The organism is Leucobacter sp. VD1 (assembly GCF_037150695.1).
In the GTDB taxonomy this organism is placed as follows: domain Bacteria; phylum Actinomycetota; class Actinomycetes; order Actinomycetales; family Microbacteriaceae; genus Leucobacter.
On sequence record NZ_JBBCPO010000002.1, the window covers coordinates 471,264 to 490,112 of the forward strand.

The 18,849-nt window shown below is 65.6% G+C and carries 23 protein-coding genes; 5 read left to right on the forward strand and 18 right to left on the reverse strand.

All coding sequences use genetic code 11. The annotated features are described in order from the left end of the window. The first annotated feature begins 207 nt into the window (after positions 1 to 207). Both WFL22_RS07560 and WFL22_RS07565 read left to right on the forward strand, forming a co-directional pair. Complete coding sequence (locus tag WFL22_RS07560; RefSeq protein ID WP_336992121.1) at positions 208 to 1,044, forward strand: LssY C-terminal domain-containing protein; 837 nt, start codon at positions 208 to 210, stop codon at positions 1,042 to 1,044. Next, complete coding sequence (locus WFL22_RS07565; protein ID WP_336992123.1) at positions 1,041 to 1,535, forward strand: hypothetical protein; 495 nt, start codon at positions 1,041 to 1,043, stop codon at positions 1,533 to 1,535. Before WFL22_RS07560 ends, WFL22_RS07565 begins: the two co-directional genes overlap by 4 nt. 66 nt (positions 1,536 to 1,601) lie before the next feature. Here the strand turns inward: WFL22_RS07565 and WFL22_RS07570 are convergent, their stop codons facing one another. The 9 genes from WFL22_RS07570 to WFL22_RS07610 all read right to left on the reverse strand — a co-directional run bounded on the left by WFL22_RS07570 (position 1,602) and on the right by WFL22_RS07610 (position 8,869). After that, a complete protein-coding gene (locus tag WFL22_RS07570) occupies positions 1,602 to 1,889 on the reverse strand; it encodes an ABC transporter ATP-binding protein (RefSeq protein WP_336992125.1) in 288 nt (95 codons plus the stop codon). A 29-nt stretch (positions 1,890 to 1,918) separates the two neighbouring features. Then, positions 1,919 to 2,500 (reverse strand): hypothetical protein, encoded by a 582-nt coding sequence (locus WFL22_RS07575; RefSeq protein WP_336992126.1) that lies wholly within the window; start codon positions 2,498 to 2,500, stop codon positions 1,919 to 1,921. A gap of 295 nt (positions 2,501 to 2,795) precedes the next feature. Further along, a complete protein-coding gene (gene dnaB / locus WFL22_RS07580; RefSeq protein ID WP_336652501.1) occupies positions 2,796 to 4,172 on the reverse strand; it encodes a replicative DNA helicase in 1,377 nt (458 codons plus the stop codon). Positions 4,173 to 4,761: 589 nt separating this feature from the next. Continuing rightward, positions 4,762 to 5,211: a 50S ribosomal protein L9 gene (gene rplI, locus WFL22_RS07585; protein WP_336992127.1), complete on the reverse strand. Its 450-nt coding sequence runs from the start codon at positions 5,209 to 5,211 to the stop codon at positions 4,762 to 4,764. Between the two features lie 19 nt (positions 5,212 to 5,230). Further along, on the reverse strand, positions 5,231 to 5,491 hold the full coding sequence (gene rpsR, locus WFL22_RS07590) for a 30S ribosomal protein S18 (protein WP_017884085.1): 261 nt from the start codon (positions 5,489 to 5,491) through the stop codon (positions 5,231 to 5,233). Positions 5,492 to 5,545: 54 nt separating this feature from the next. Further along, on the reverse strand, positions 5,546 to 6,088 hold the full coding sequence (gene ssb, locus WFL22_RS07595) for a single-stranded DNA-binding protein (protein ID WP_336652499.1): 543 nt from the start codon (positions 6,086 to 6,088) through the stop codon (positions 5,546 to 5,548). Positions 6,089 to 6,091: 3 nt separating this feature from the next. Beyond that, complete coding sequence (rpsF, locus tag WFL22_RS07600; protein WP_336652498.1) at positions 6,092 to 6,451, reverse strand: 30S ribosomal protein S6; 360 nt, start codon at positions 6,449 to 6,451, stop codon at positions 6,092 to 6,094. Positions 6,452 to 6,598: 147 nt separating this feature from the next. Further along, a complete protein-coding gene (locus WFL22_RS07605; protein WP_336992128.1) occupies positions 6,599 to 7,357 on the reverse strand; it encodes a PIG-L deacetylase family protein in 759 nt (252 codons plus the stop codon). An 87-nt stretch (positions 7,358 to 7,444) separates the two neighbouring features. Further along, on the reverse strand, positions 7,445 to 8,869 hold the full coding sequence (locus WFL22_RS07610; RefSeq protein WP_336992129.1) for a CCA tRNA nucleotidyltransferase: 1,425 nt from the start codon (positions 8,867 to 8,869) through the stop codon (positions 7,445 to 7,447). A gap of 53 nt (positions 8,870 to 8,922) precedes the next feature. Between WFL22_RS07610 and WFL22_RS07615 the strand changes: the two genes are divergently transcribed. The 3 genes from WFL22_RS07615 (at position 8,923) to trxA (ending at position 12,645) form a co-directional block, all read left to right on the forward strand. Next, a complete protein-coding gene (locus WFL22_RS07615) occupies positions 8,923 to 11,262 on the forward strand; it encodes a DUF6049 family protein (RefSeq protein WP_336992130.1) in 2,340 nt (779 codons plus the stop codon). A 102-nt stretch (positions 11,263 to 11,364) separates the two neighbouring features. Continuing rightward, the gene (gene trxB / locus WFL22_RS07620; protein ID WP_336652494.1) at positions 11,365 to 12,291 is read left to right on the forward strand and encodes a thioredoxin-disulfide reductase; all 927 of its coding nucleotides are present in this window, start codon (positions 11,365 to 11,367) and stop codon (positions 12,289 to 12,291) included. A 30-nt stretch (positions 12,292 to 12,321) separates the two neighbouring features. Next, positions 12,322 to 12,645 carry a thioredoxin gene (gene trxA, locus WFL22_RS07625; protein ID WP_336652493.1) on the forward strand — a complete coding sequence of 108 codons (324 nt, stop codon included), beginning with the start codon at positions 12,322 to 12,324 and terminating at the stop codon, positions 12,643 to 12,645. A gap of 403 nt (positions 12,646 to 13,048) precedes the next feature. On the opposite strand, the gene WFL22_RS07630 is transcribed toward trxA, so the two are convergent. The 9 genes from WFL22_RS07630 to rpmH all read right to left on the reverse strand — a co-directional run bounded on the left by WFL22_RS07630 (position 13,049) and on the right by rpmH (position 18,601). Then, a complete protein-coding gene (locus tag WFL22_RS07630; RefSeq protein ID WP_336992132.1) occupies positions 13,049 to 13,492 on the reverse strand; it encodes an SRPBCC family protein in 444 nt (147 codons plus the stop codon). Positions 13,493 to 13,558: 66 nt separating this feature from the next. After that, a complete protein-coding gene (locus tag WFL22_RS07635) occupies positions 13,559 to 14,569 on the reverse strand; it encodes a ParB/RepB/Spo0J family partition protein (protein WP_336992133.1) in 1,011 nt (336 codons plus the stop codon). A gap of 2 nt (positions 14,570 to 14,571) precedes the next feature. Further along, positions 14,572 to 15,489: a ParA family protein gene (locus WFL22_RS07640; RefSeq protein WP_336652490.1), complete on the reverse strand. Its 918-nt coding sequence runs from the start codon at positions 15,487 to 15,489 to the stop codon at positions 14,572 to 14,574. Next, complete coding sequence (rsmG, locus tag WFL22_RS07645) at positions 15,482 to 16,126, reverse strand: 16S rRNA (guanine(527)-N(7))-methyltransferase RsmG (protein ID WP_336992135.1); 645 nt, start codon at positions 16,124 to 16,126, stop codon at positions 15,482 to 15,484. The genes WFL22_RS07640 and rsmG overlap by 8 nt, the downstream gene beginning before the upstream one ends. A gap of 85 nt (positions 16,127 to 16,211) precedes the next feature. Then, complete coding sequence (locus WFL22_RS07650) at positions 16,212 to 16,715, reverse strand: Jag family protein (RefSeq protein ID WP_336992136.1); 504 nt, start codon at positions 16,713 to 16,715, stop codon at positions 16,212 to 16,214. Between the two features lie 7 nt (positions 16,716 to 16,722). Further along, the gene (gene yidC / locus WFL22_RS07655) at positions 16,723 to 17,670 is read right to left on the reverse strand and encodes a membrane protein insertase YidC (RefSeq protein ID WP_336652487.1); all 948 of its coding nucleotides are present in this window, start codon (positions 17,668 to 17,670) and stop codon (positions 16,723 to 16,725) included. A gap of 5 nt (positions 17,671 to 17,675) precedes the next feature. Then, positions 17,676 to 17,984 carry a membrane protein insertion efficiency factor YidD gene (gene yidD / locus WFL22_RS07660; protein ID WP_336652486.1) on the reverse strand — a complete coding sequence of 103 codons (309 nt, stop codon included), beginning with the start codon at positions 17,982 to 17,984 and terminating at the stop codon, positions 17,676 to 17,678. Next, positions 17,981 to 18,439, reverse strand: a complete 459-nt coding sequence (rnpA, locus tag WFL22_RS07665; protein WP_336992137.1) for a ribonuclease P protein component — start codon at positions 18,437 to 18,439, stop codon at positions 17,981 to 17,983. The genes yidD and rnpA overlap by 4 nt, the downstream gene beginning before the upstream one ends. Before the next feature lie 24 nt (positions 18,440 to 18,463). After that, positions 18,464 to 18,601: a 50S ribosomal protein L34 gene (gene rpmH, locus WFL22_RS07670; RefSeq protein WP_010155609.1), complete on the reverse strand. Its 138-nt coding sequence runs from the start codon at positions 18,599 to 18,601 to the stop codon at positions 18,464 to 18,466. Positions 18,602 to 18,849: the final 248 nt, after the last annotated feature.

The window sequence follows — 18,849 nt, forward strand, 5'->3', positions numbered from 1 at the left end:
GCCGTTCGACGGCGCGGATCCGCCCCGCGTGACTAGGGCGTGTCTCGTGGGTCGTTGCCGTTGCGAGCAGCGCCTGGGCGGGGTGCCTCGCAAGGCGGAGGAGGACGGTTTGCTGGTTGTAAATCTGACGACGACAACGCAGCGAGACGCCCAGAACAGGCGCGCGCAGTAGGCGAGGATCCGCGAGACACGCCCTAGCATGGTGCCATGGGCTCCGTGCAGCGCTCGCGCATCTCACTCACGGCCGTGCTCGATGAGTTCTTCTTCGTGTACGCCGGGATCGCGGCCGTCTGGTTGGCGTGGTTGACTCTCACCGAGAGCTTCAGCTTCGGCTGGTTCGGTGTGCTGTCGGTGATCGCTTTCTGGGTGCTGCTCGCCTATCTGGCGCTCCCCCGCGTGCACCGCATTCTCACCACGATCTACGTGCCCAATTACTTCATTGCTCGCACCCGCACCAGCGATGGCCTGCTGGGCGACCCCATCAATCTGTCGCTGCGCGGCAGCGAACAGCAGTTGCACGAGGCGATGGAGCGTGCGGGTTGGACTCGCGCCGATCCTGTGACGCTGCGCTCCTCGTGGAACATCGTGGTGTCGACGGTCACACGCCGCAGCTACGATCGTGCACCGGTGAGCCCGCTGTTTTTGTTCGGGCGCATGCAGGATGTCGCCTATCAGCAGGAGGTGGCGGGCAATCCCGCGAAGCGCCACCACGTGCGTTTTTGGCGCACCCCGGATGGGTGGCTGCTGCCAGGCGGGGCCAGGGTGGACTGGCTGGGTGCCGGCACTTTCGATCGGGCTGTGGGGTTTTCGCTGTTCACACTGCAGATCACCCACAAGATCGACGCCGATATCGATGTGGAACGGGACCATGTCGTTTCGACGGTGCTGGCCGCGAATGCGGCGGCGCGCGTCGAGATCCTCGCCGACTTTTCGACCGGCTATCACTCCCGCAATGGCGGGGGCGACACGATTCGCACCGATGGTGACTTGCCCGTAATCGATCTGAGCGATATCGACACGACCGAGATTGGAGCGGCCTCGTGACCGATCGACACCGGAAGCGCGCGGCGCTCGAACCCGCGGTGAGCCTCTTTGAACGCGAGGCGGAGCTGGCACCGCCGAGTCGCCGGCCGTTCTCGGTTTCGGGTGGCACCGCCTTGGTTGTGGCGCGCGCAGCCGGCACTGCGCTGTGGAGCGTGTCTCTGCTGCGTGAGTGGGGATCGCTGCAGGGCGATCTCGACCTTGAGCCTGGCGAGTCAGGAGTGGTGCTGGGCGTGCTGCTGGGCGTGCAAGGGCTGTGGATGCTGCTGCTGCTCATGCTCGCCTGGATGGTATGGCGGGGTGGCAACCGGGCGCGGCTGCTCGTGATGTTTGGGGCGACCGCGAGTATTACGGCGTCAGCGGTGGCCTATTTCGCGACGGGCGAGGAGATCACAGTGCGCACCACGCTACTCACGCTCGCACTCGACATTCTGATTCTGCTGGCACTTTCAAGCAGAGATGCGCGCGCCTGGACGCGCAGACGGCGCGACTGACTCGGGAGTCAGCTTTACGGCTTCGGGGCCGCAATGAGGCCGGTGCGGATCGGGGCAGATGCCCGGTCAGTGCCAGTCGTCGCCCTGGGGGCGTTGCAGATCTTTTCGAGCTTCGAGATCTTCCCGGCTCGGCTTGCCACCGAGGCCGACGAGCGCCACCATCATCACGGAGACGATGAATCCCACGCCCAGGAAGATAAGCGCGAGCACCCAGTCACGGGTGGTCAAGAAGACCACAGCGCCGGCGAAGATGCCGAGCACTGCAGAGAAGCCGACGAGCTCGAGCGGCCGAAGGCGGTCACGGCGCGACGGGGTCACGGGATCCTGCGGTGCGGGCTCGTTGGGCTGAGTCATCGTCTGCTTTCAGGTAGGGAGCGTGTGGGTCAGCCCGCGTTGACGGCGGTCTGCGTGGCGGTGTTCGCGCGGCGGGTATCGAAGGCTGAGATGCCGAGGAAGACGCCGTTGAGCACGGCGTAGGCGCCGAAGAAGCCGAGCACGGCCACGGGGTCTTCGCGCACGAGCAGTGTCAGCAGGGCGAGCAGCACACCGGTGGCACCGAGCAGGGTGGCATCTTGCCGGCTGCCGGGCTGCACTACTCCGCCGATGAACTCGAGCAGAGCGCTGATGAGCGACCAGGCGGCGATCAGCACCGCGAAGCCGACAGCGGAGGCTATGAACGGCACCGCGATCGCGGCGGCAACGGCGGTGAGGCCGAGCATGAGGGGCAGCGAGCTGGGGCTCGTCGCACGACGGGCGAACCATTCGATGAGGTGCGCGATGCCGATGCCCCCGAGGCTCGCCGCGGTGAGGCCCAGGTCGAAGCCCAGACGCTCGTGCATGGTCGCGCTGAACGCGATCGCGAGGCCGGCAATGATCAGCACAGCCACACGCACCAGTCGCACGGAGCGGGAGACCGCGACGTGCGGGGTCGTCGGCTCCGCAGCGCTCGGAACAGCAGCGGACATGACACCCCTTTCTTCGTCTGGCAGTCTATCGCGTCCTGCCGCGAGCTCGCTGAGGAGCCGCCCCGCCACCGCGACAAGTGCCAGCTCCGCAGACCAGACGCGCCTACGGCCGCGCTTCACCGCTTGCGGGATGCCTCACGGTGAACAGAACCCGCCCCCCCGACGCGAGGTGTTCGGCCCTACCGCAGCGCTCCACCGCTCGCGGGATGCGCCCCCGGTGAACGGAACCCGCCCCTCGACACGAAGTGATCGGCCCTACCGCAGCGTATCTACGCTTGCGGGATGCGCCATCAATTCAGACGCCCTGCGGCATGTCTTGGAAGCGCGAGTAGTGGCCTTGGAAGGCAACAGTGACGGTGCCCGTGGGCCCGTTGCGCTGCTTGGCGAGGATGAAGTCGGCCTCGCCGGCGCGCGGGCTGTCGCGGTCGCCCACGGCTTCACGGTGCAGCAGGATGACCATGTCGGCGTCTTGCTCGAGCGAACCCGATTCTCGCAGGTCGCTGATGGCAGGCATTTTGTCGGCGCGCTGCTCGGAGGCACGGTTGAGCTGCGACAGCGCGATCACGGGCACGTCGAGCTCTTTGGAGAGTAGCTTGAGCGCTCGCGAGAACTCGCTGACCTCTTGCTGGCGGCTCTCCGACTTCTTGCCGCTCGACAGCAGCTGCAGGTAGTCGATGACCACCATGCGCAGACCGTGCTGCTGTTTGAGGCGGCGGCATTTCGCACGAATCTCGACGAGGGTGAGGTTGGGGCTGTCGTCGATGAAGAGGGGCGCTTCGGCAACCCTGGCTTGCGTTGCCGCGAGCTTTTGGAAGTCTCGGTTGTCGAGCGCACCCTTGCGGAGGGTCTGCATCGGGATCGAGGCTTCGGCGGCGAGCAGTCGCATGGCGATCTCGGCGCGCCCCATTTCGAGCGAGAAGAAGACGGTGGGGGCGCCCGCGTGCACTGAGGCGTTGCGTGCCACGTCCATCGCGAGCGTCGATTTACCCATGGCGGGTCGTGCCGCGATGATGATCATCTGCCCGCCGGCAAAGCCATTGGTCATCGCGTCGAGTTCGCTGAAGCCGGTGGGCACGCCCAGCATGCCGCCGGTGGCACTGTTCGCTTTGTTGATCTCTTCGAGGGCGGCGTCGACGGCGAGGTGCAGCGGCACGTAGTCTTCGCCCTGCGCCTCACCGGTGACACCGTAGATCTCAGACTGGGCGACATTGACGAGGTCGATCGCTTCGCCCTCGCCGGCGTATCCCATTTGCACGATCCGGGTGCCGGCTTCGACTAGGCGGCGCAGCAGCGCCTTTTCGGCGACGATCTCGGCGTAGAAGCCGGCGTTCGCTGCGGTGGGGACGATGCTGGTGAGCGTGTGCAGATATTCGGCACCGCCGGCGCGCTGCAGCTCGCCCGCCTTGGTGAGTTCGTCAGTAACGGTGATGACGTCGGTGGGCTCGCCGCGTGAGTACAGCGAGAGCACGGCCTCGTAGATGACCTCGTGCTTGGGCACGTAGAGGTCGCTGCCTTTGAGCATGCCGGTGACGTCGGCGACGGCGTCTTTGGAGAGCAGCATGCCGCCGAGGGCGCTCTGCTCTGCGAGCAGGTCGTAGGGCGGGGTGCGCTCGTGGCCGCGCGGCTCGTCAGCCTCGAATGGATCTGAGATGCCCAGGTGTGCGATCGACACTCGACGACTCCTTTTGTGTTGTGCGGGTCTGTTACCAACTGATGAGACACCAGACCCCCGACATTCACGGTACGAGCGCCGCATGGGCGACTCAAGTGACCGCAAATCCTGCCTGTGGATAACTAGGTGAATAACTTGCCGATTTAAGCCACATGTTTTCCACACCGCTGGGGACAACTTGTGGAGAAGATTTGGGATGGGGTGAAATACTACCGCTTGATCAGGTATTTAAACTTTCCACAGGGGAAAAGTTATTCAAGTTTCAGGTAGAACTTGAGGCTTCTGCGGCGCACCCACATGTGGACAACTAGCGGGAAAACCCGCCGCTGTCAAAGGTTTTCCGCAGCCCGCGCGCGCTGCGCCGTTCACCCAGCGGCCATCCCGCGGAAATCCGCGCTCAGAGCCGACCTGAGCCCCGCCAGGTGCCGATAGGCGACCGTCTGGCCCCAGAGGCACGCGGACGGATGTTGCGGGCCCACACGAGCCCGCAGCAACCGGAGACACTCTCGCAGCTAGCGCCCGATCACCCCGCACGCACGAAAGCGGGGCGGGATCCCGAAGGATGCCCGCCCCGCTCGAAACGCAGAGATTAGCGCTGCGCGATGACCTGGAGGGTCACCTTGGCATCGACGCCCTCGTGCAGGTGCACGATGGCGGCGTACTCGCCGGTCGTCTTGATGGTCGGAACGGTGATCTTGCGCTTGTCGATCTCGCCCAGACCAGCCTCCGAAACCGCAGCGGCCACGGCCGCGGGCTTCACCGAGCCGAACAGACGGCCCTCAGCACCGGTCTTTGCGAACAGGCGGATCTTGCCCTCCTGCAGCTTGGCCTTGAGCGCCTGAGCGTCCTCGACTGAAGCGAGCGCACGAGCGTCGCGCGCAGCGCGGAGCTGTGCAACCTGGGCCTCGCCACCGCGAGTCCAGTGCACCGCGTAGCCCTGCGGCACGAGGTAGTTGCGTGCGTAGCCGTTCTTGACGTCGACGACGTCACCGGCGGAACCGAGGCCCTGGACCTCGTTCGTGAGAATTACCTTCGCCATGATGTGCTTCCTTCGCGGCTCAGCGGCCGGAGCCGGCGTAGGGGAGGAGCGCCATCTCGCGGGCGTTCTTCACGGCCTTCGCGATCAGTCGCTGCTCCTGAACGGACACGCCGGTGATGCGGCGGGCGCGGATCTTGCCGCGCTCAGAGATGAACTTGCGCAGCGTCGCGACATCCTTGTAGTCGATGACGCCGACGGTCTGCTTCTTCGCGGGTGCGAGGGTCTTGGCGTTCTTACCCCGACCCGGCTTGCGGCCTGCGCCGCTGGACTTGCCTGCCATATTTGGTCTCTTTTCGTGATGCGATCCGGCTGGCCGGATCAAGAAGTTATCTGCCTAGAAGGGCTGCTCGTCGTCGAAGCCGCCACCGAAGTCGTTGCCGCCGCTGGGAGCGCCGCCCTGACCGGAGTTGGTCCAGGGGTTGCCTTCCTGCTGCTGCGCAGCGGGGCGACCCCAGCTGCTCTGACCCTGGGGCTGCTGGCTGCCGCCGCCAAAGCCGCCGACCTGGCCGCGCGACTGACCGCGGCTGACCTGAGCGGTGGCGAAACGCAGCGACGGGCCGACCTCTTCGACCTCAAGGTCGAGCGAGGTGCGCTGCTGCCCCTGGTTGTCGGTGTAGCTGCGCTGCGTGAGGCGACCCTGCACGATGACGCGCATGCCCTTCGTGAGCGATGCCGCGATGTTATCGGCGTATTCGCCGTACGCGCGACATCCGAGCCACAGCGGTTCGCCGTCAGACCAATCGCCCGACTGACGGTCACGCACGCGCGGCGTCGAGGCGATCCGGAAGGTCACCCACGACTTGCCGGCCTGGCTCACGCGAGGCTCGGGGTCGGCAACGAGGTTACCGACAACAGTGATCAGCGGCTCGCCGGCCATGAGCTACGCGCCCACCTTCGCGGCACGAGCGGCCTTGGCCTGATCGCGCTTGGCCTGGGCGGCACGCTGAGCGATGAGCTCGTCTGCGCGGAGCACCTTGGTGCGCAGCACGGCCTCGGAGAGACCCAGCTGACGGTCGAGCTCGGCAGTGGCTTCGGGGGTCGCGGAGAAATTCACCACTACGTAGATGCCTTCGGCCTGCTTCTTGATCTCGTATGCGAGACGGCGCTTGCCCCAGATGTCGACGTTCTCGATTTCGCCGCCCGCATTGCGGATGACGCCGAGGAACTTGTCCATGCTGGGGGCCACGGTGCGCTCGTCGATACCCGGATCGAGGATCACCATGAGTTCGTACGGATGCATTACTGACCCACCTCCTTCGGACTTCACGGCCACAGGATTTCTGTGGCAGGAGGGTGTTTATGCGATGTGCCCGTGCACTGAGCGGATCGCTCTGCACGCAGACAACTCGAACAGCTTAGCACCTTCGTGCTGCGGCCGCCCGGCCAGTTATGAGAGGCGACGGAACCGCTCCACACGGCGGATCGGCTCACGCTGCCCGCCGACGTGCACGATCTCTTCGCCGTCGACGGTCAGCTGCGTGCCGTGCGCCCGCAGCGCGGCGACCTTGCGCTCGAACCAGGGGGAGACGTCGTAGCTTTCGCCGGTTTCGTCGGCATCGGGCACGATCTCCCAGAAGGGCAGTTCAAGCGCCTGCGCGACGGCCCGCGACAGCCGGTGTGCGAAGCGGTGGTCTGGGTGGCCGTAGCCGCCCCCGTCGTCATAGCTCACGATCGCCTGCGCTCCCGCCAGGTAGGCGGCGGCGAGCAGATCGTTCAAGGCCTCGACGGCCGGAGCGCTGGTGAGGGCGTCGCGGCTCGCCTCGGGTGCGGCCGTTGCGCGACCGTCGGATCCCCAGGCCATGCCCGAATCCTCGTAAATGGTGGGGGGCAGCCCTTCGGCGCGCGCGGGTTCGACGCCGAGGAAGGTGTGGCGCTCCACTCCGAGCATGCCGAGCGCTGTCTTCAGTTCGTTCTGCCGCACGACAGCGAGGCCGTGCGTGCCTGCGAGCGCCTGCAGCGGCCCGGGCGTCACTTCGCCCTGCTCACCCCGGGTCAGGGTGACGAGCAGCGGTTCGAGCCCGGCCTCGGCGAGCGCCGCGAGGGTGCCGCCGGTGCAGATGGTTTCGTCGTCGGGGTGCGCGTGCACGAACATTGCGCGCGAGCGGCCATCGAACCAAGTGTTCGGATCCGCTGCTTGCTCACTCATCGCGTTCTCCATCTTCGTTGTATTCTTCGGGTCTCGCAGGTCTTGCGCTTCACGTCGCTCGAGAGATTCCGAGCGATCAGTGCCGGTTCAGGCTTGCTGCGCGTACCAGGTGCGCAGTCGCTCCTCGGCTGCGGCCTCGCCGATGGGCCCCTCGTCGAGGCGCACTTCGAGCAGGTATTTGTAGGCGCGACCCACGAACGGCCCCGGCGGAATATCGAGCAGCGCCATGATCTGTTCGCCGTCGAGTTCGGGGCGCACGGCGGCGAGCTCTTCGGCTTCAGCGAGTTCGCCGATCCGGCGCTCGATGTCGTCGTAGGCGTGGGCGAGGCGTTCGGCCTTGCGCCGGTTGCGGGTGGTGACGTCGGCGCGGGTGAGGATGTGCAGGCGGTCGAGTTCGTCGCCGGCGTCGCGCACGTAGCGGCGCACTGCGGAGTCGGTCCACTGCTGGTCGCTGTAACCGAAGAACCGCAGGTGCAGCTCGATGAGGCGCGCGGCGCGCTTGATGGTGTCGTTGTCGAAGCGCAGCTCGCGCAGGCGTTTCTTGGCGAGCTTCGCGCCCACCACGTCGTGGTGGTGGAAGGTGACGCCGCCGTGTTCGAAGCGTCGGGTGGCGGGCTTGCCGATGTCGTGCAGCAGCGCCGCGATCCTGAGCACCACATCGGGGGAGGGGTCGTGCCCGCGTTCAGCCTCGAGCTCGATCGCCTGCCGCAGCACGGTGAGGCTGTGCTCGTAGACGTCTTTGTGGCGGCCGTGGTCGTCTTGGGTGGAGGTGAGAGCGGTGAGTTCCGGCAGGAAGCGGTCGGCGAGGCCGGTTTCGACGAGCAGCCGGATGCCGGGCACCGGGTCGGCGGTCGACAGCAGTTTCACCAATTCGTCGCGCACCCGCTCGGCGGAGATGATGTCGAGGCGTTCGGCGAGTTCCCACATCGACGCCTGGGTCTCTGGCACCACTTCGAAGCCGAGCTGCGATGCGAAGCGTGCGGCGCGCAACATTCGCAGCGGATCATCGGTGAACGATGCTTCGGGAGAGCCCGGGGTGCGGATCCGCCCGGCGAGCAGATCCTCGATGCCGTCCGACACGTCGACGAGTCGCATCTCGGGCAGCATGAGCGCGAGCGCGTTGATGGTGAAGTCGCGGCGTACGAGGTCGCCTTCGATGGTGTCGCCGAAGCTGACGTCGGGTTTGCGGGAGTCGTCGCGGTAGGTTTCGGCGCGATAGGTGGTGATTTCTACGGTTTCGCCGTGCAGACGGGCCGCGATGGTGCCGAAGTCGCGGCCGACATCCCACACGTTCTTGGTGAGCGAGTCGAGAATCGCGCGGGTCTCGTCGGGGCGGGCCGAGGTGGTGAAGTCGAGGTCGGTGACCGCTCTGCCCAACAGCGCGTCGCGCACGGGGCCGCCGACGAGGGCGAACTCGTGGCCGCGGTCAGCGAAGGCCTCTGCGAGGCTTGCGACCGGAGCGGAGGCTGCGATGGAGCGCAGCGCCAGCATGGATTCGGCGAGAGAGGGCATCCAATAAGGGTACCTGGGCGTGCGTATCGGGGGTGCTCCCTAGACTGGTTGCCATGTCGTTTTCTGCCGGGTCTCGCAAGCGCACGCTCATCGTGGCGGCGCTCGCGTTGGCCCTGTTGGGTGGCCCGGCGGCGGCTTCAGCCGCCGAGCTTCCTGCTGCTGACGCTGTCGATGCGACGATCGTGGCGTCACCGCGTGATCCGGTGCTCCGCAACGATGCGAGCGAGCTGCAAATCGATGTGCTTGTGGGCAATCGTGGTGCGCAGCCGCTGGCCGAGACCACGGTTGAGCTCGCGCTCGATCCGCGTCCGATTGCGTCGACTGACGATCTCGATGGGGTGTTCCCGCAGCATCCGCTCGATCTCGCCGAGGGGCAGCTCAGCGCGGTTGCGCCCGATGCCGAGCAGACCACCACGCTGACGGTGCCGCGCAACAAGTTGCCCTTCACTTCGGATACTCCTTCGGGGGTGTATCTGCTGCGGGTGTCAGCTGCTCCAGACCTCAGCGTGACGGTGCCGCTGGTGTGGCAGGGTGCGAGCTGGCCGGGGAAGGGCGGCGCGGGGAGCGCGGTGCGTCTTGGCATGATCGTGCCGATCGTGCTGCCGAGCGATATTCATACGCTGCCCACGCGTTCGCAGCTCGAAGAGCTGGAGTCGGGTTGGTCGCGGTTGCTCGATGAGGCGCGCACCGCTCAGGCGACGCTCGCGATCGATCCGCGGGTGGTTGCTGGCATTCGTGCGTACGGTGATGAGGCGCCTGAGTCGGCCAGGCAGTTCTTGGCTCGGCTTGAGGCGAGCACGCTGCCGAATTTTCTGCTGCAGTTCGCCGATGCGGATCCCTCAGCCCAGGCCGACCTCGGGTTCTCCGCACTGATGCAGCCGAGCAATCTCGATTTTGTGACACGATTCGGCAGTTTCTCGGCTGATACGAAGCAGGGCGCTGGCGGGCAGCTTCCGGGCGGCGCTGAGCCGGGAGCAGCGGTCGGCGGAGATGGCACGGCGGGAGATGCCGCGAAGGGCGAGTCAGGCGCTGGTGGCGCCTCGGATAGCGCTGCTGCTGATAGTTCTGGCACTGCGGGGGGTTCCGGCGATGGCGGCAGCGCAGATCCCTCGAACCCTGAGGGCGACACCGCACTGACGCCCTCACTCGCGCAGTTGCTGGAGTGGGATACCGTGCAGCCCACTGCCTGGCCCGCTGAGGGGTCGGTAGATCAGGCCACGCTCGATCTGCTGCGTGCGTCGAATATCAACACTGTCGTGCTCGACTCTGAGAACGTCGACCGTTCGAGCGGCGGTCCCCGCGTCGCCCTCGAGCAGGGCACCGCGGTGATCACCGACACGATGCTTGCGGCCTCTGCGCGCACGGCACTCGGGGCTTCGAGCGAGGTAGAGCGCGCCGCGGGTGTCTCCCGCTTGGCGGCGCAGCTGCTGCTGGCCGCTCAGAGCGGATCCGGTGATCTCGTGCTCGGCCTCGACAGGGGCGCGGTCGCAGACACCGAAGATCCTGCAGCGCTCATCGAGCAGTTGCGGGCGCTCGATTGGGTGGCGTCGACTCCGATCTCGGGGCTCGACGAAGGCACGGCGCTGTTGCGGGGGGCCGACACGCTGGAAGAGCGGCGCGAGCTGCTGCGGGCGGCTGTGGGGCGCGAGTCGACGGTCAACGAGCTCGGGGCGGTGCTCGTGAATCCCGAGTATCTGAGCGGCTACCAGCGCACCCGCCTGCTCGACCTGTTCGCCACGCGCTATGCACAGCCAGGCACCGACTTCACGAAGGTCGCGGGGCAGTATCGCGAGCGCGATGCAGAACTGCTGCAGGGCGTGCACGCGATCACCACTGAACGCATGCAACTGGTGGGGGCTTCCACTCGGGTTCCAGTGCAGTTGCACAACTCTCTTCCGTTTGAGGCGATCGTCGATGTGCAGGCTGTTCCGGCCTCTGCTGGGCTCACCGTCGAAGAGCCCCGCTTCGCAGATGTGGTGGTGCCGCCGGAGGGCAATGAGCGCGTGCTGGTGCCGGTGAACAGCCGTGTTTCTTCGGGGGAGTCGGGCCTAGTGGTGACGATTGCGGCAACCTCAGGCGATCTCACGGTGTTTACGGGCACGCTGCCCATCTCGATTCGCAGCGGGGTGGAAACCGTAGCGCTCAGCGTGTTGGGTGCGCTGGCATCGCTGCTGCTCGGCTTCGGCATTTGGCGCAGTGTGCGTCGCCTGCGTCGCCGCCGCACTGCCGGTGCAGGTGCCGACGCTGGTGCCAGTGCCGACGCTGGTGCCAGTGCCGACGCCGACGATGCTGCTGTCGCAACCCACGCTGACAGTGGCACTGCCGGTGTCAGCGATAGCGGCGTTGATAGTGGCAACAACACTCGGCTCGGCAACGACACTGACCCTGCCTGAGCGCGCCCCGGCACCCGCGGAATAGCCCACGCCTAGGATTGGTTGTACTACCCGCGGCGGCCGACGGCCCGCCTCCCACCAGCATCGTGCGCGAGGAGCTCCATGCACCAGATCATCATCATCGGTTCCGGCCCGGCCGGTTTCACCTCGGCCATCTACGCCGCACGCGCAGGCCTGAAGCCGGTGCTCTTCGCGAGCTCGATCGGCATCGGCGGCGAGCTGATGAACACCACCGATGTGGAAAACTTCCCCGGCTTCCCCGAGGGTATCCAGGGCCCCGACCTCATGCAGCGCATGCAGGAGCAGGCCGAGCGCTTCGGCACCGAAATCGTCTACGACGACATCGTCGACGTCGATTTCTCGGGTGACGTCAAGCGCGTCACCGCCGGCGATGGCAGCGTGCACGAGGCCCGCACCGTGATCTACGCGACGGGCTCGGCCTACCGCAAGCTGGGGCTGCCTGACGAGGATCGCCTCTCCGGTCACGGGGTCTCCTGGTGCGCCACCTGCGACGGCTTCTTCTTCCGCGAGAAGACGATCGCGGTGGTCGGCGGCGGCGACTCTGCCATGGAGGAGGCCACCTTCCTCACCCGCTTCGCCGACAAGGTCTACGTGATCCACCGGCGAGAGGAGCTGAAGGCGTCGAAGATCATGCAGCAGCGTGCCTTCGACAACGAGAAGATCGAGTTCATCTGGAACTCCGAGGTCGCCGCGATCCACGGCGCAGACGAGGTCACCGGCCTCACGCTGCGCAGCACCGTCGACGGCACCGAGCGCGAGCTTGCGCTGCAGGGCCTCTTCATTGCGATCGGCAACGATCCGCGCACCCACCTGGTGCACGGCAAGCTGGATCTCACCGAAGAGGGCACCATCGCCGTCGAAGGCCGCAGCTCGCGCACCTCCGTCGCCGGTGTCTTCGCAGCAGGCGACGTTGTCGACCCTACCTACCGGCAGGCCATCACGGCCGCAGGTTCGGGCACGGTCGCAGCGCTCGACGCCGAGCACTACCTGGCCGCCCTCGACGGCTGAGCCCCACCCGCTCACACAAGGAGAAGAACAATGTCAGAACCCATCAACGTTGACGAGCAGACCTTCGAAAAGGTTGTGCTGCAGAGCGACATCCCCGTGCTTGTCGATTTCTGGGCTGCGTGGTGCGGCCCCTGCCGTGCTGTCGCTCCCGTGCTCGACAAGATCGCGGCCGAACAGGATGGCAAGCTGCGCATCGTCAAGCTGAACGTCGACGAGAACCCCAACCTCGCGGCGCAGTACCGCATCACCTCCATCCCCGCGATGAAGGTGTTCAAGAACGGCGAGGAGGTGCGCGAGATCATCGGCGCCATGCCGAAGCCGATGATCGAGGAGCACCTGAACGGGATCATCTAAGCCCTTTCTCCTCGCGGCGGTGCGGCTTACGTTTGCACTGATCGCGGTCGGTTGCGAAGGGAATGAACAACGAATCCCGCCTCGGGCTCTGGCCCGGGGCGGGATTCGTTGTGTGCGGGGGCCGCGAAGGCGCTACCTGAGGCGGCGGCGCACCAGGGCCTGCGCGGCGAGCAGAGCCGCGCCGAGCACCGCTGCCGCACCGGCAACGACGCCCCAGCTCACGGGCGCCTCACCGAGGCCGGTCTTCGCAAGACCGGTCTGCAGCTTCCAGGTGCCGTCGGCACTGTGACCGCCGGGGCCACACTTACCATCGCCAGTGCTGCTATCTTCGCCGGAGCTTCCGCTTTTCCTCGGTCACCACCCGGGATCCCCCTGGAACTTCCCACAGCACAACGCCCCGCGATTACCCCTCGATGAGCGCCGCCAAACGATCGATCGACCCCCGCAACGACTCAGCCGTCGTCGCCCGAGCCCGCGCAAACCGCGACTCATCGGTGAGCTGCGACCAGTCGTACACATGGCGCACCAAGGTGCCGCCATCTGTCGGCTCCAGCTCCCAGCGCCACACGTGCCCCCGCGGTTCTTCGCCCACCGGAGCCGGCTTCCACGCGATCCGCCGCCCCTCCGCGAACTCGATGACGTGATTCTCGCGGCCCTCGCCGTTGTGAATGCGCATCACGAACACTTCGCCCACGCCGTGCACACGCTGCCCTCTGGGAGCCTCCACCAGATTGTCGTTGCCATCCCAGCGAGGCTGCTGCGCCGGATCGGCGATCAGCTCGAATATGGCGGCCGCATCAGCGGCGATCACCCGTTCAGCGGTCACAATGCGGCTTTGCTCAGTCATGCCGCCAGTCAACCACAGCGGGGGAGCCGCCACCATTCACCTGCCTTCGGCAGTATCAAGAGAGGCTCAGCTGAAGCCGGGGTCTCCGAGCTCCGACAGAATGCGCTTCAGGTCGGCGATCGTCGCGAAGTCGATGATGATCTGCCCCTTCTTCGCGCCCAGCTTCACCGCCACCCGCGTATCGAAACGGTCGCCCAGACGATCCGCGATCTCACCGAGCTGCGCCTGCACGCCGCCCGCCCGCGGCTTCGGCACCCGACGCTTCGGCTCCTCAGATGCCGCAGCCTCAGCCGCACGCACCGACAGACCCTCATTCACAATCTTGTCGGCCAGACGCTGCATCGACTCGCCGTCACCATCAAGCGACAAAATCGCCCGCGCGTGACCCGCCGACAACACACCCGCAGCCACCCGCGCCTGTACCTGCTCAGGCAGGCGCAACAAACGGATCGTGTTCGAAATCTGCGGGCGCGAACGCCCGATCCGCTCAGCCAGCTGCTCCTGCGTGATGCCGAAATCGGCGAGCAGCTGCTGATACGCCGACGCCTCCTCCAGAGGATTCAGCTGCGCACGGTGCAGATTCTCAAGCAGCGCGTCGCGCAGCATGTGCTCATCGGCGGTGCTGCGAACGATCGCGGGGATCGTCTCCAAGCCCGCACGCTTCGAAGCACGCAGACGACGCTCACCCATGATCAGCTCGTACCGGGGCTCGCCCTCCGCGGGCGCCGGCTCGATGGCACGCACCACGATCGGCTGGAAAACGCCGAACTCACGCACACTGTGCGTCAGTTCATCAAGCGCTTCCTCATCGAACTCGGTGCGAGGCTGCGAACGGTTCGGTACGATCTCAGCAACCGCCAAACGCGTCAACTGCGCGCCGGGCACCTCCTGCAAACGCGGGGCATCGGCAGTCTCCGACGCCGCGCCCGTCGCCTCTTCACTCTCGGCGGCGGCAACAGCTGCCGCTCCATTGTTCGCGGGGAAGAACACATCGACCGGGCGCTCCCCGGTCGATGGCGCCTGCGGAATGAGCGCGCCAATCCCGCGGCCGAGCCCGCCTCGCTTCTTGGTCGCCATGCCTACGCCTCTCCGTCTTCGTGTGAGTCTGCCCCCTGCGGTGCGCCAGCGCCGCGATCCGCCATCTCAGCAGCCGCCTCAAGATACGCAAGCGCACCGATCGAACCGCCGTCATACGCGTGCACCGTCTGCCCGTAGCTCGGTGCCTCAGAAATGCGCACCGACCGTGGAATCACCGCAGCAAGCACCTGCTCAGGGAAATGCGACCGCACCTCACCGGCAACCTCCTGCGCAAGATTCGTGCGCGCGTCGTACATGGTGAGCAAAATCGTGGAGATCGCGAGCCCCGGATTGAGATGCTTCTGGATCAGTTGGATGTTGCCCAGTAGCTGGCTCAGGCCCTCCAGCGCGTAATACTCGCACTGAATCGGGATCAGCACCTCGTCAGCGGCGACGAAAGCGTTGACCGTGAGCAGTCCCAGCGACGGCGGGCAGTCGATAAACACGTAGTGGTAGGCGTGCTCTGCCTGCGCGAGGAAACTCTGCAGCGCCGTGCGCAGACGCTGCTCACGGGCCACCAACGACACCAGCTCGATCTCAGCACCCGCGAGGTTGATCGTCGACGGCACACAGAACAGATTCTCGTGATCGGTGGTCGGCTGCAGCGCATCTTCGAGGCTGCTGTCACCCAACAACACGTCGTACACACTCGTCACCTCAGGGCGATGCGGCACACCGAGCGCCGTCGACGCATTACCCTGCGGATCAAGATCGATCACCAGCACCCGCGCGCCCCGGCGAGCCAGCGCCGAAGCCAAGTTCACCGTGGTGGTGGTCTTGCCGACGCCGCCCTTCTGGTTTGAAACCGTGATGATGCGCGGTGCCGAAGGAAGCGGGGACACCGTCTCAGCGAGTTTGCGGCGTCGCCTAATTTTGTCGACGAGGTGATCGCCGACGAGCGTCTTCTCCGCCTCAGCCATGAGAACCGATTTTAGCCCGAAACACGCGCGTCGTCTCGGCCAGCTGCCCCGCGCCGAGCTCCTCCACCGAGATCTCCCGCACCCGGTGCTTGCGTAGCACCTTCTCGGCAGCATCGATCTCGCCCTGCACCGAAGCGCCCTTGAGGAACAGCATCTCACCGCCGTCGCGCAGCAGGGGAGCGGTCAGCGGCACCAACTTGCGCAGCGCAGTCACCGCGCGCGCAGTAACCTGATCCACCTCAAAGGCGCCGTGATACTCCTCGGCACGCCCCCGCAGCACCTCGACATTGTCGAGCTGCAAGCGCTCGATCTGCTCGTTCAGCCAGTTGCAACGGCGCTCCATTGGCTCGATGAGCCGAAACTCCGCGTCGGGGCGCACAATCGCCAGCACCAAGCCCGGCATTCCGCCACCCGTGCCGATATCGGCGACCTTGGCACCCGCAGTGATGAGCGGCGCGAGAATCGCGCTGTTCAGCAGGTGACGCGTCCAAAGACGCGGCGGTTCGAGCGGCCCGATCAGACCGAGCTCTTCACCGCGTTCGCCGAGATCCCGCGCGAACTCACGCAGCACCTCGATGCGGTCGCCCGCAATCTCCGCCGCGGCCGACGGTTCGACCTCAAGCTCGCTCTCGCTCACTGCGCCCCCTTCGCGTTCGTGTGTCCGGTCATGCTCAGGCAGCAGGCCTGCAGCGGCGTTTCACGTGAAACGCGCGTGCGGCCCCTCAACCGCGGCTGATGACGAGCCGGCGATCCTTGCCCTCGCCGCGCGACTCCGAGAAGTAGCCGCGTTCAGCCACATCATCGTGCACCAGCTTGCGCTCGTACGACGACATCGGCTCCAGCTCGACCCGGTCCAGGCCGGCAGCGATCTGAGCGATCGCGGCGTCAACCATGCCCTTGAGCTCAGCCGCGCGCGCATTGCGCGACCCACCCACATCGATGATGAGCCGCGAGAAGCGCCCCGTCTTCGCCTGCACCGCAAGGCGCGTCAGATCCTGCAGGGCCTGCACCACGTCAGGCGTGGCAAGCCGATCAAGATCGGAGCCGCCACCGTTAACGGCAACATAGGCACGCCCGTTCGCAACATCGATGTCGATGTCGCCACCGAGATCAGCGATGTCGAGCAGACCCTCAATGTAATCGGCAGCGAGATCGCCGTCGGATTCGAGTTCTTCGACAGCCGGCTCCACGTGCGTGCGGTCGGCGATTGCCTCGTCAATGCTCACAGTGACCTCACTTTTTCTTCTTCTTGGCGCGCTTCGCGCTGACAGGCTGCTGGCGCTGGCCCAGTTGCTTCGGCTGCTCGGCAACCTCAAGAGCCTTCGCCTCTTCGTCGGTCAGCTTACCCTTCGCCTTGAGACGGGCCTGACGTGCACGCCACGCATCGCTGCCCGGGGTGGGCATGTTGCGGATCACGATGAACTGCTGCCCCATGGTCCACAGGTTCGAGGAGAACCAGTAGATGTTGAGCGCGAGTGGGAACGCAACACCCGAAAACAGGAAGGCGAACGGAATGATGTACAGCAGCACGCGCTGCTGACGGTACATCGGCGAGTTCTTCGTCTCGTCAGAGACGTTCTTCGACATGATCTGCAGCTGCGTGAAGAACTGCGACGCGATCATCAGCACCATGATGGTGCCGAGCAGCGCGACGACCATCCAGTTGCCGCTCTCCCAGCCCTGGGTGAACGTCATCTTCAGCGGGGCACCGAAAATCGACGCCGCATTGAAGCTCTCGGTGAGATCCTGTGTCATGAAGCCGATACCGGTCTTGTTCTCAGCCGCGTGCCGCAGCACGTAGAACAGCGAGAAGAAGATCGGCATCTGAATCAGGATCGGCAGGCACGACGCGAAGGGGTTGGTGCCGTGCTTCTTGTACAGCGCCATCGTCTCGCGGCTCATGGCCTCACGCGAGAACTGATCCTTCTTGCCCTTGTACTTGTCCTGAACCTTCTTCAGCTCAGGAGCGATCTCCATCATGCGGCGCTGCGACTTGATCTGGCGCACCATCACCGGAATCAGGGCCGAACGCACCACGACCACCAGGCCGATAATCGACAGCACCCAGGTCACACCCGATGCCGGATCCAGGCCGAGCGCGGTGAACAGCCAGTGCCAAGCCCACAGCACCAGCTCAACGAGCCAGCGCAACGGCCAAAGTATCGTTTCGAAGAAGTCCACCGGGATCAGGCCTTTCGCTCGATGGGGCGGACGAAGCCGCGCTGATTAATCACAAAGTTCTGGCGCCGCCCGGGCGTGACATCATCGATGCCGCCGGGGCTGAACGGGTTGCAGCGCAGCAAACGCCAGATCGTCACAAGCGATCCGACGATGAATCCGCGCAGTTGATACGCCTCCACAGCGTATCGGGAACAGGATGGGTAGTACCTGCACACCTGGCCGTAGAGCGGTGAGATGAAGCGGCGATAGAGGTGCATGACACCGATCATCAGATTCCGGGGGAGGAACCAGAGGTCATACGCCAGACGCCTCATTTCCGCTCTCCTCCGTGCACCTCACGCTCGACCCTGTCAAGCGCGCGGTTCATCTCACGCTCCAACGCCTCGAACGATGCATCCGCCGCAGCGGGCAACGCGCGAAAGACCACATCCACACCCTGCATGCCACTGGCAATGCGGCGCTCAACCACCGACTTCATGCGGCGACGCACCAGATTGCGGGTGACCGCATTGCCCACAGCCTTGGAAATGATGAACCCGAACCGGGCCGGGGCCTGCATTGCGGCAAGGGCCGGGTCGCTTTCGCGGATCGCACCGGCAGTTTCAGACGTGCTCTCGGTGATGGTCTGGGCTGAGCCGACACCGCCGGCGCCCTCCTGAGAACGCAAAACCGCGTGGGTGATGCAGAACGCACCACCCACGCGGCGGCCGGTTCGCACGACGAACCGGTAATCCTCACCCCGGGTAACGCGATGCCGCTTGGCAGGCACGATGATCCAGGGAAGAAGAAGCGACTACGCGGTGAGCTTCGAGCGGCCCTTGCCGCGACGAGCCGCGACGATGGCGCGACCGGCACGGGTGCGCATGCGGGCGCGGAAGCCGTGCACCTTGGCGCGACGACGGTTGTTGGGCTGGAACGTACGCTTGCTCATGAAAGACTCCGTGACTTATGGAACAGATCCCCGCAGCTCGGAGCGTCGAGGAAGTCGGAATTGGGCAGGGCAGCAGTGGCTACCGCCCATACAAGGTCATTACTTTACGCCCAAATCGGGCCACAGTCAAAGCGGATTCCTGTCATTCCCGCCCGCGCACCGCCCGTCCAATTCCAGACTTGCCTGTGGACAAATCTGTGACTAACGTGGGCGCAGGTGTTCGTCCGGCCCGAACTCCCCAGTAATCC

Bases quoted from the DNA above. Each gene is read 5' to 3' on its own strand.
- WFL22_RS07560 (WP_336992121.1), top strand. From the start codon at position 208: ATGGGCTCCGTGCAGCGCTCGCGCATCTCACTCACGGCCGTGCTCGAT.
- WFL22_RS07570 (WP_336992125.1), bottom strand. From the start codon at position 1,889: ATGACTCAGCCCAACGAGCCCGCACCGCAGGATCCCGTGACCCCGTCG.
- WFL22_RS07575 (WP_336992126.1), bottom strand. From the start codon at position 2,500: ATGTCCGCTGCTGTTCCGAGCGCTGCGGAGCCGACGACCCCGCACGTC.
- rplI (WP_336992127.1), bottom strand. From the start codon at position 5,211: ATGGCGAAGGTAATTCTCACGAACGAGGTCCAGGGCCTCGGTTCCGCC.
- rpsR (WP_017884085.1), bottom strand. From the start codon at position 5,491: ATGGCAGGCAAGTCCAGCGGCGCAGGCCGCAAGCCGGGTCGGGGTAAG.
- ssb (WP_336652499.1), bottom strand. From the start codon at position 6,088: ATGGCCGGCGAGCCGCTGATCACTGTTGTCGGTAACCTCGTTGCCGAC.
- rpsF (WP_336652498.1), bottom strand. From the start codon at position 6,451: ATGCATCCGTACGAACTCATGGTGATCCTCGATCCGGGTATCGACGAG.
- WFL22_RS07605 (WP_336992128.1), bottom strand. From the start codon at position 7,357: ATGAGTGAGCAAGCAGCGGATCCGAACACTTGGTTCGATGGCCGCTCG.
- WFL22_RS07610 (WP_336992129.1), bottom strand. From the start codon at position 8,869: ATGCCCTCTCTCGCCGAATCCATGCTGGCGCTGCGCTCCATCGCAGCC.
- WFL22_RS07615 (WP_336992130.1), top strand. From the start codon at position 8,923: ATGTCGTTTTCTGCCGGGTCTCGCAAGCGCACGCTCATCGTGGCGGCG.
- trxB (WP_336652494.1), top strand. From the start codon at position 11,365: ATGCACCAGATCATCATCATCGGTTCCGGCCCGGCCGGTTTCACCTCG.
- trxA (WP_336652493.1), top strand. From the start codon at position 12,322: ATGTCAGAACCCATCAACGTTGACGAGCAGACCTTCGAAAAGGTTGTG.
- WFL22_RS07630 (WP_336992132.1), bottom strand. From the start codon at position 13,492: ATGACTGAGCAAAGCCGCATTGTGACCGCTGAACGGGTGATCGCCGCT.
- WFL22_RS07635 (WP_336992133.1), bottom strand. From the start codon at position 14,569: ATGGCGACCAAGAAGCGAGGCGGGCTCGGCCGCGGGATTGGCGCGCTC.
- WFL22_RS07640 (WP_336652490.1), bottom strand. From the start codon at position 15,489: ATGGCTGAGGCGGAGAAGACGCTCGTCGGCGATCACCTCGTCGACAAA.
- yidD (WP_336652486.1), bottom strand. From the start codon at position 17,984: ATGAGGCGTCTGGCGTATGACCTCTGGTTCCTCCCCCGGAATCTGATG.
- rpmH (WP_010155609.1), bottom strand. From the start codon at position 18,601: ATGAGCAAGCGTACGTTCCAGCCCAACAACCGTCGTCGCGCCAAGGTG.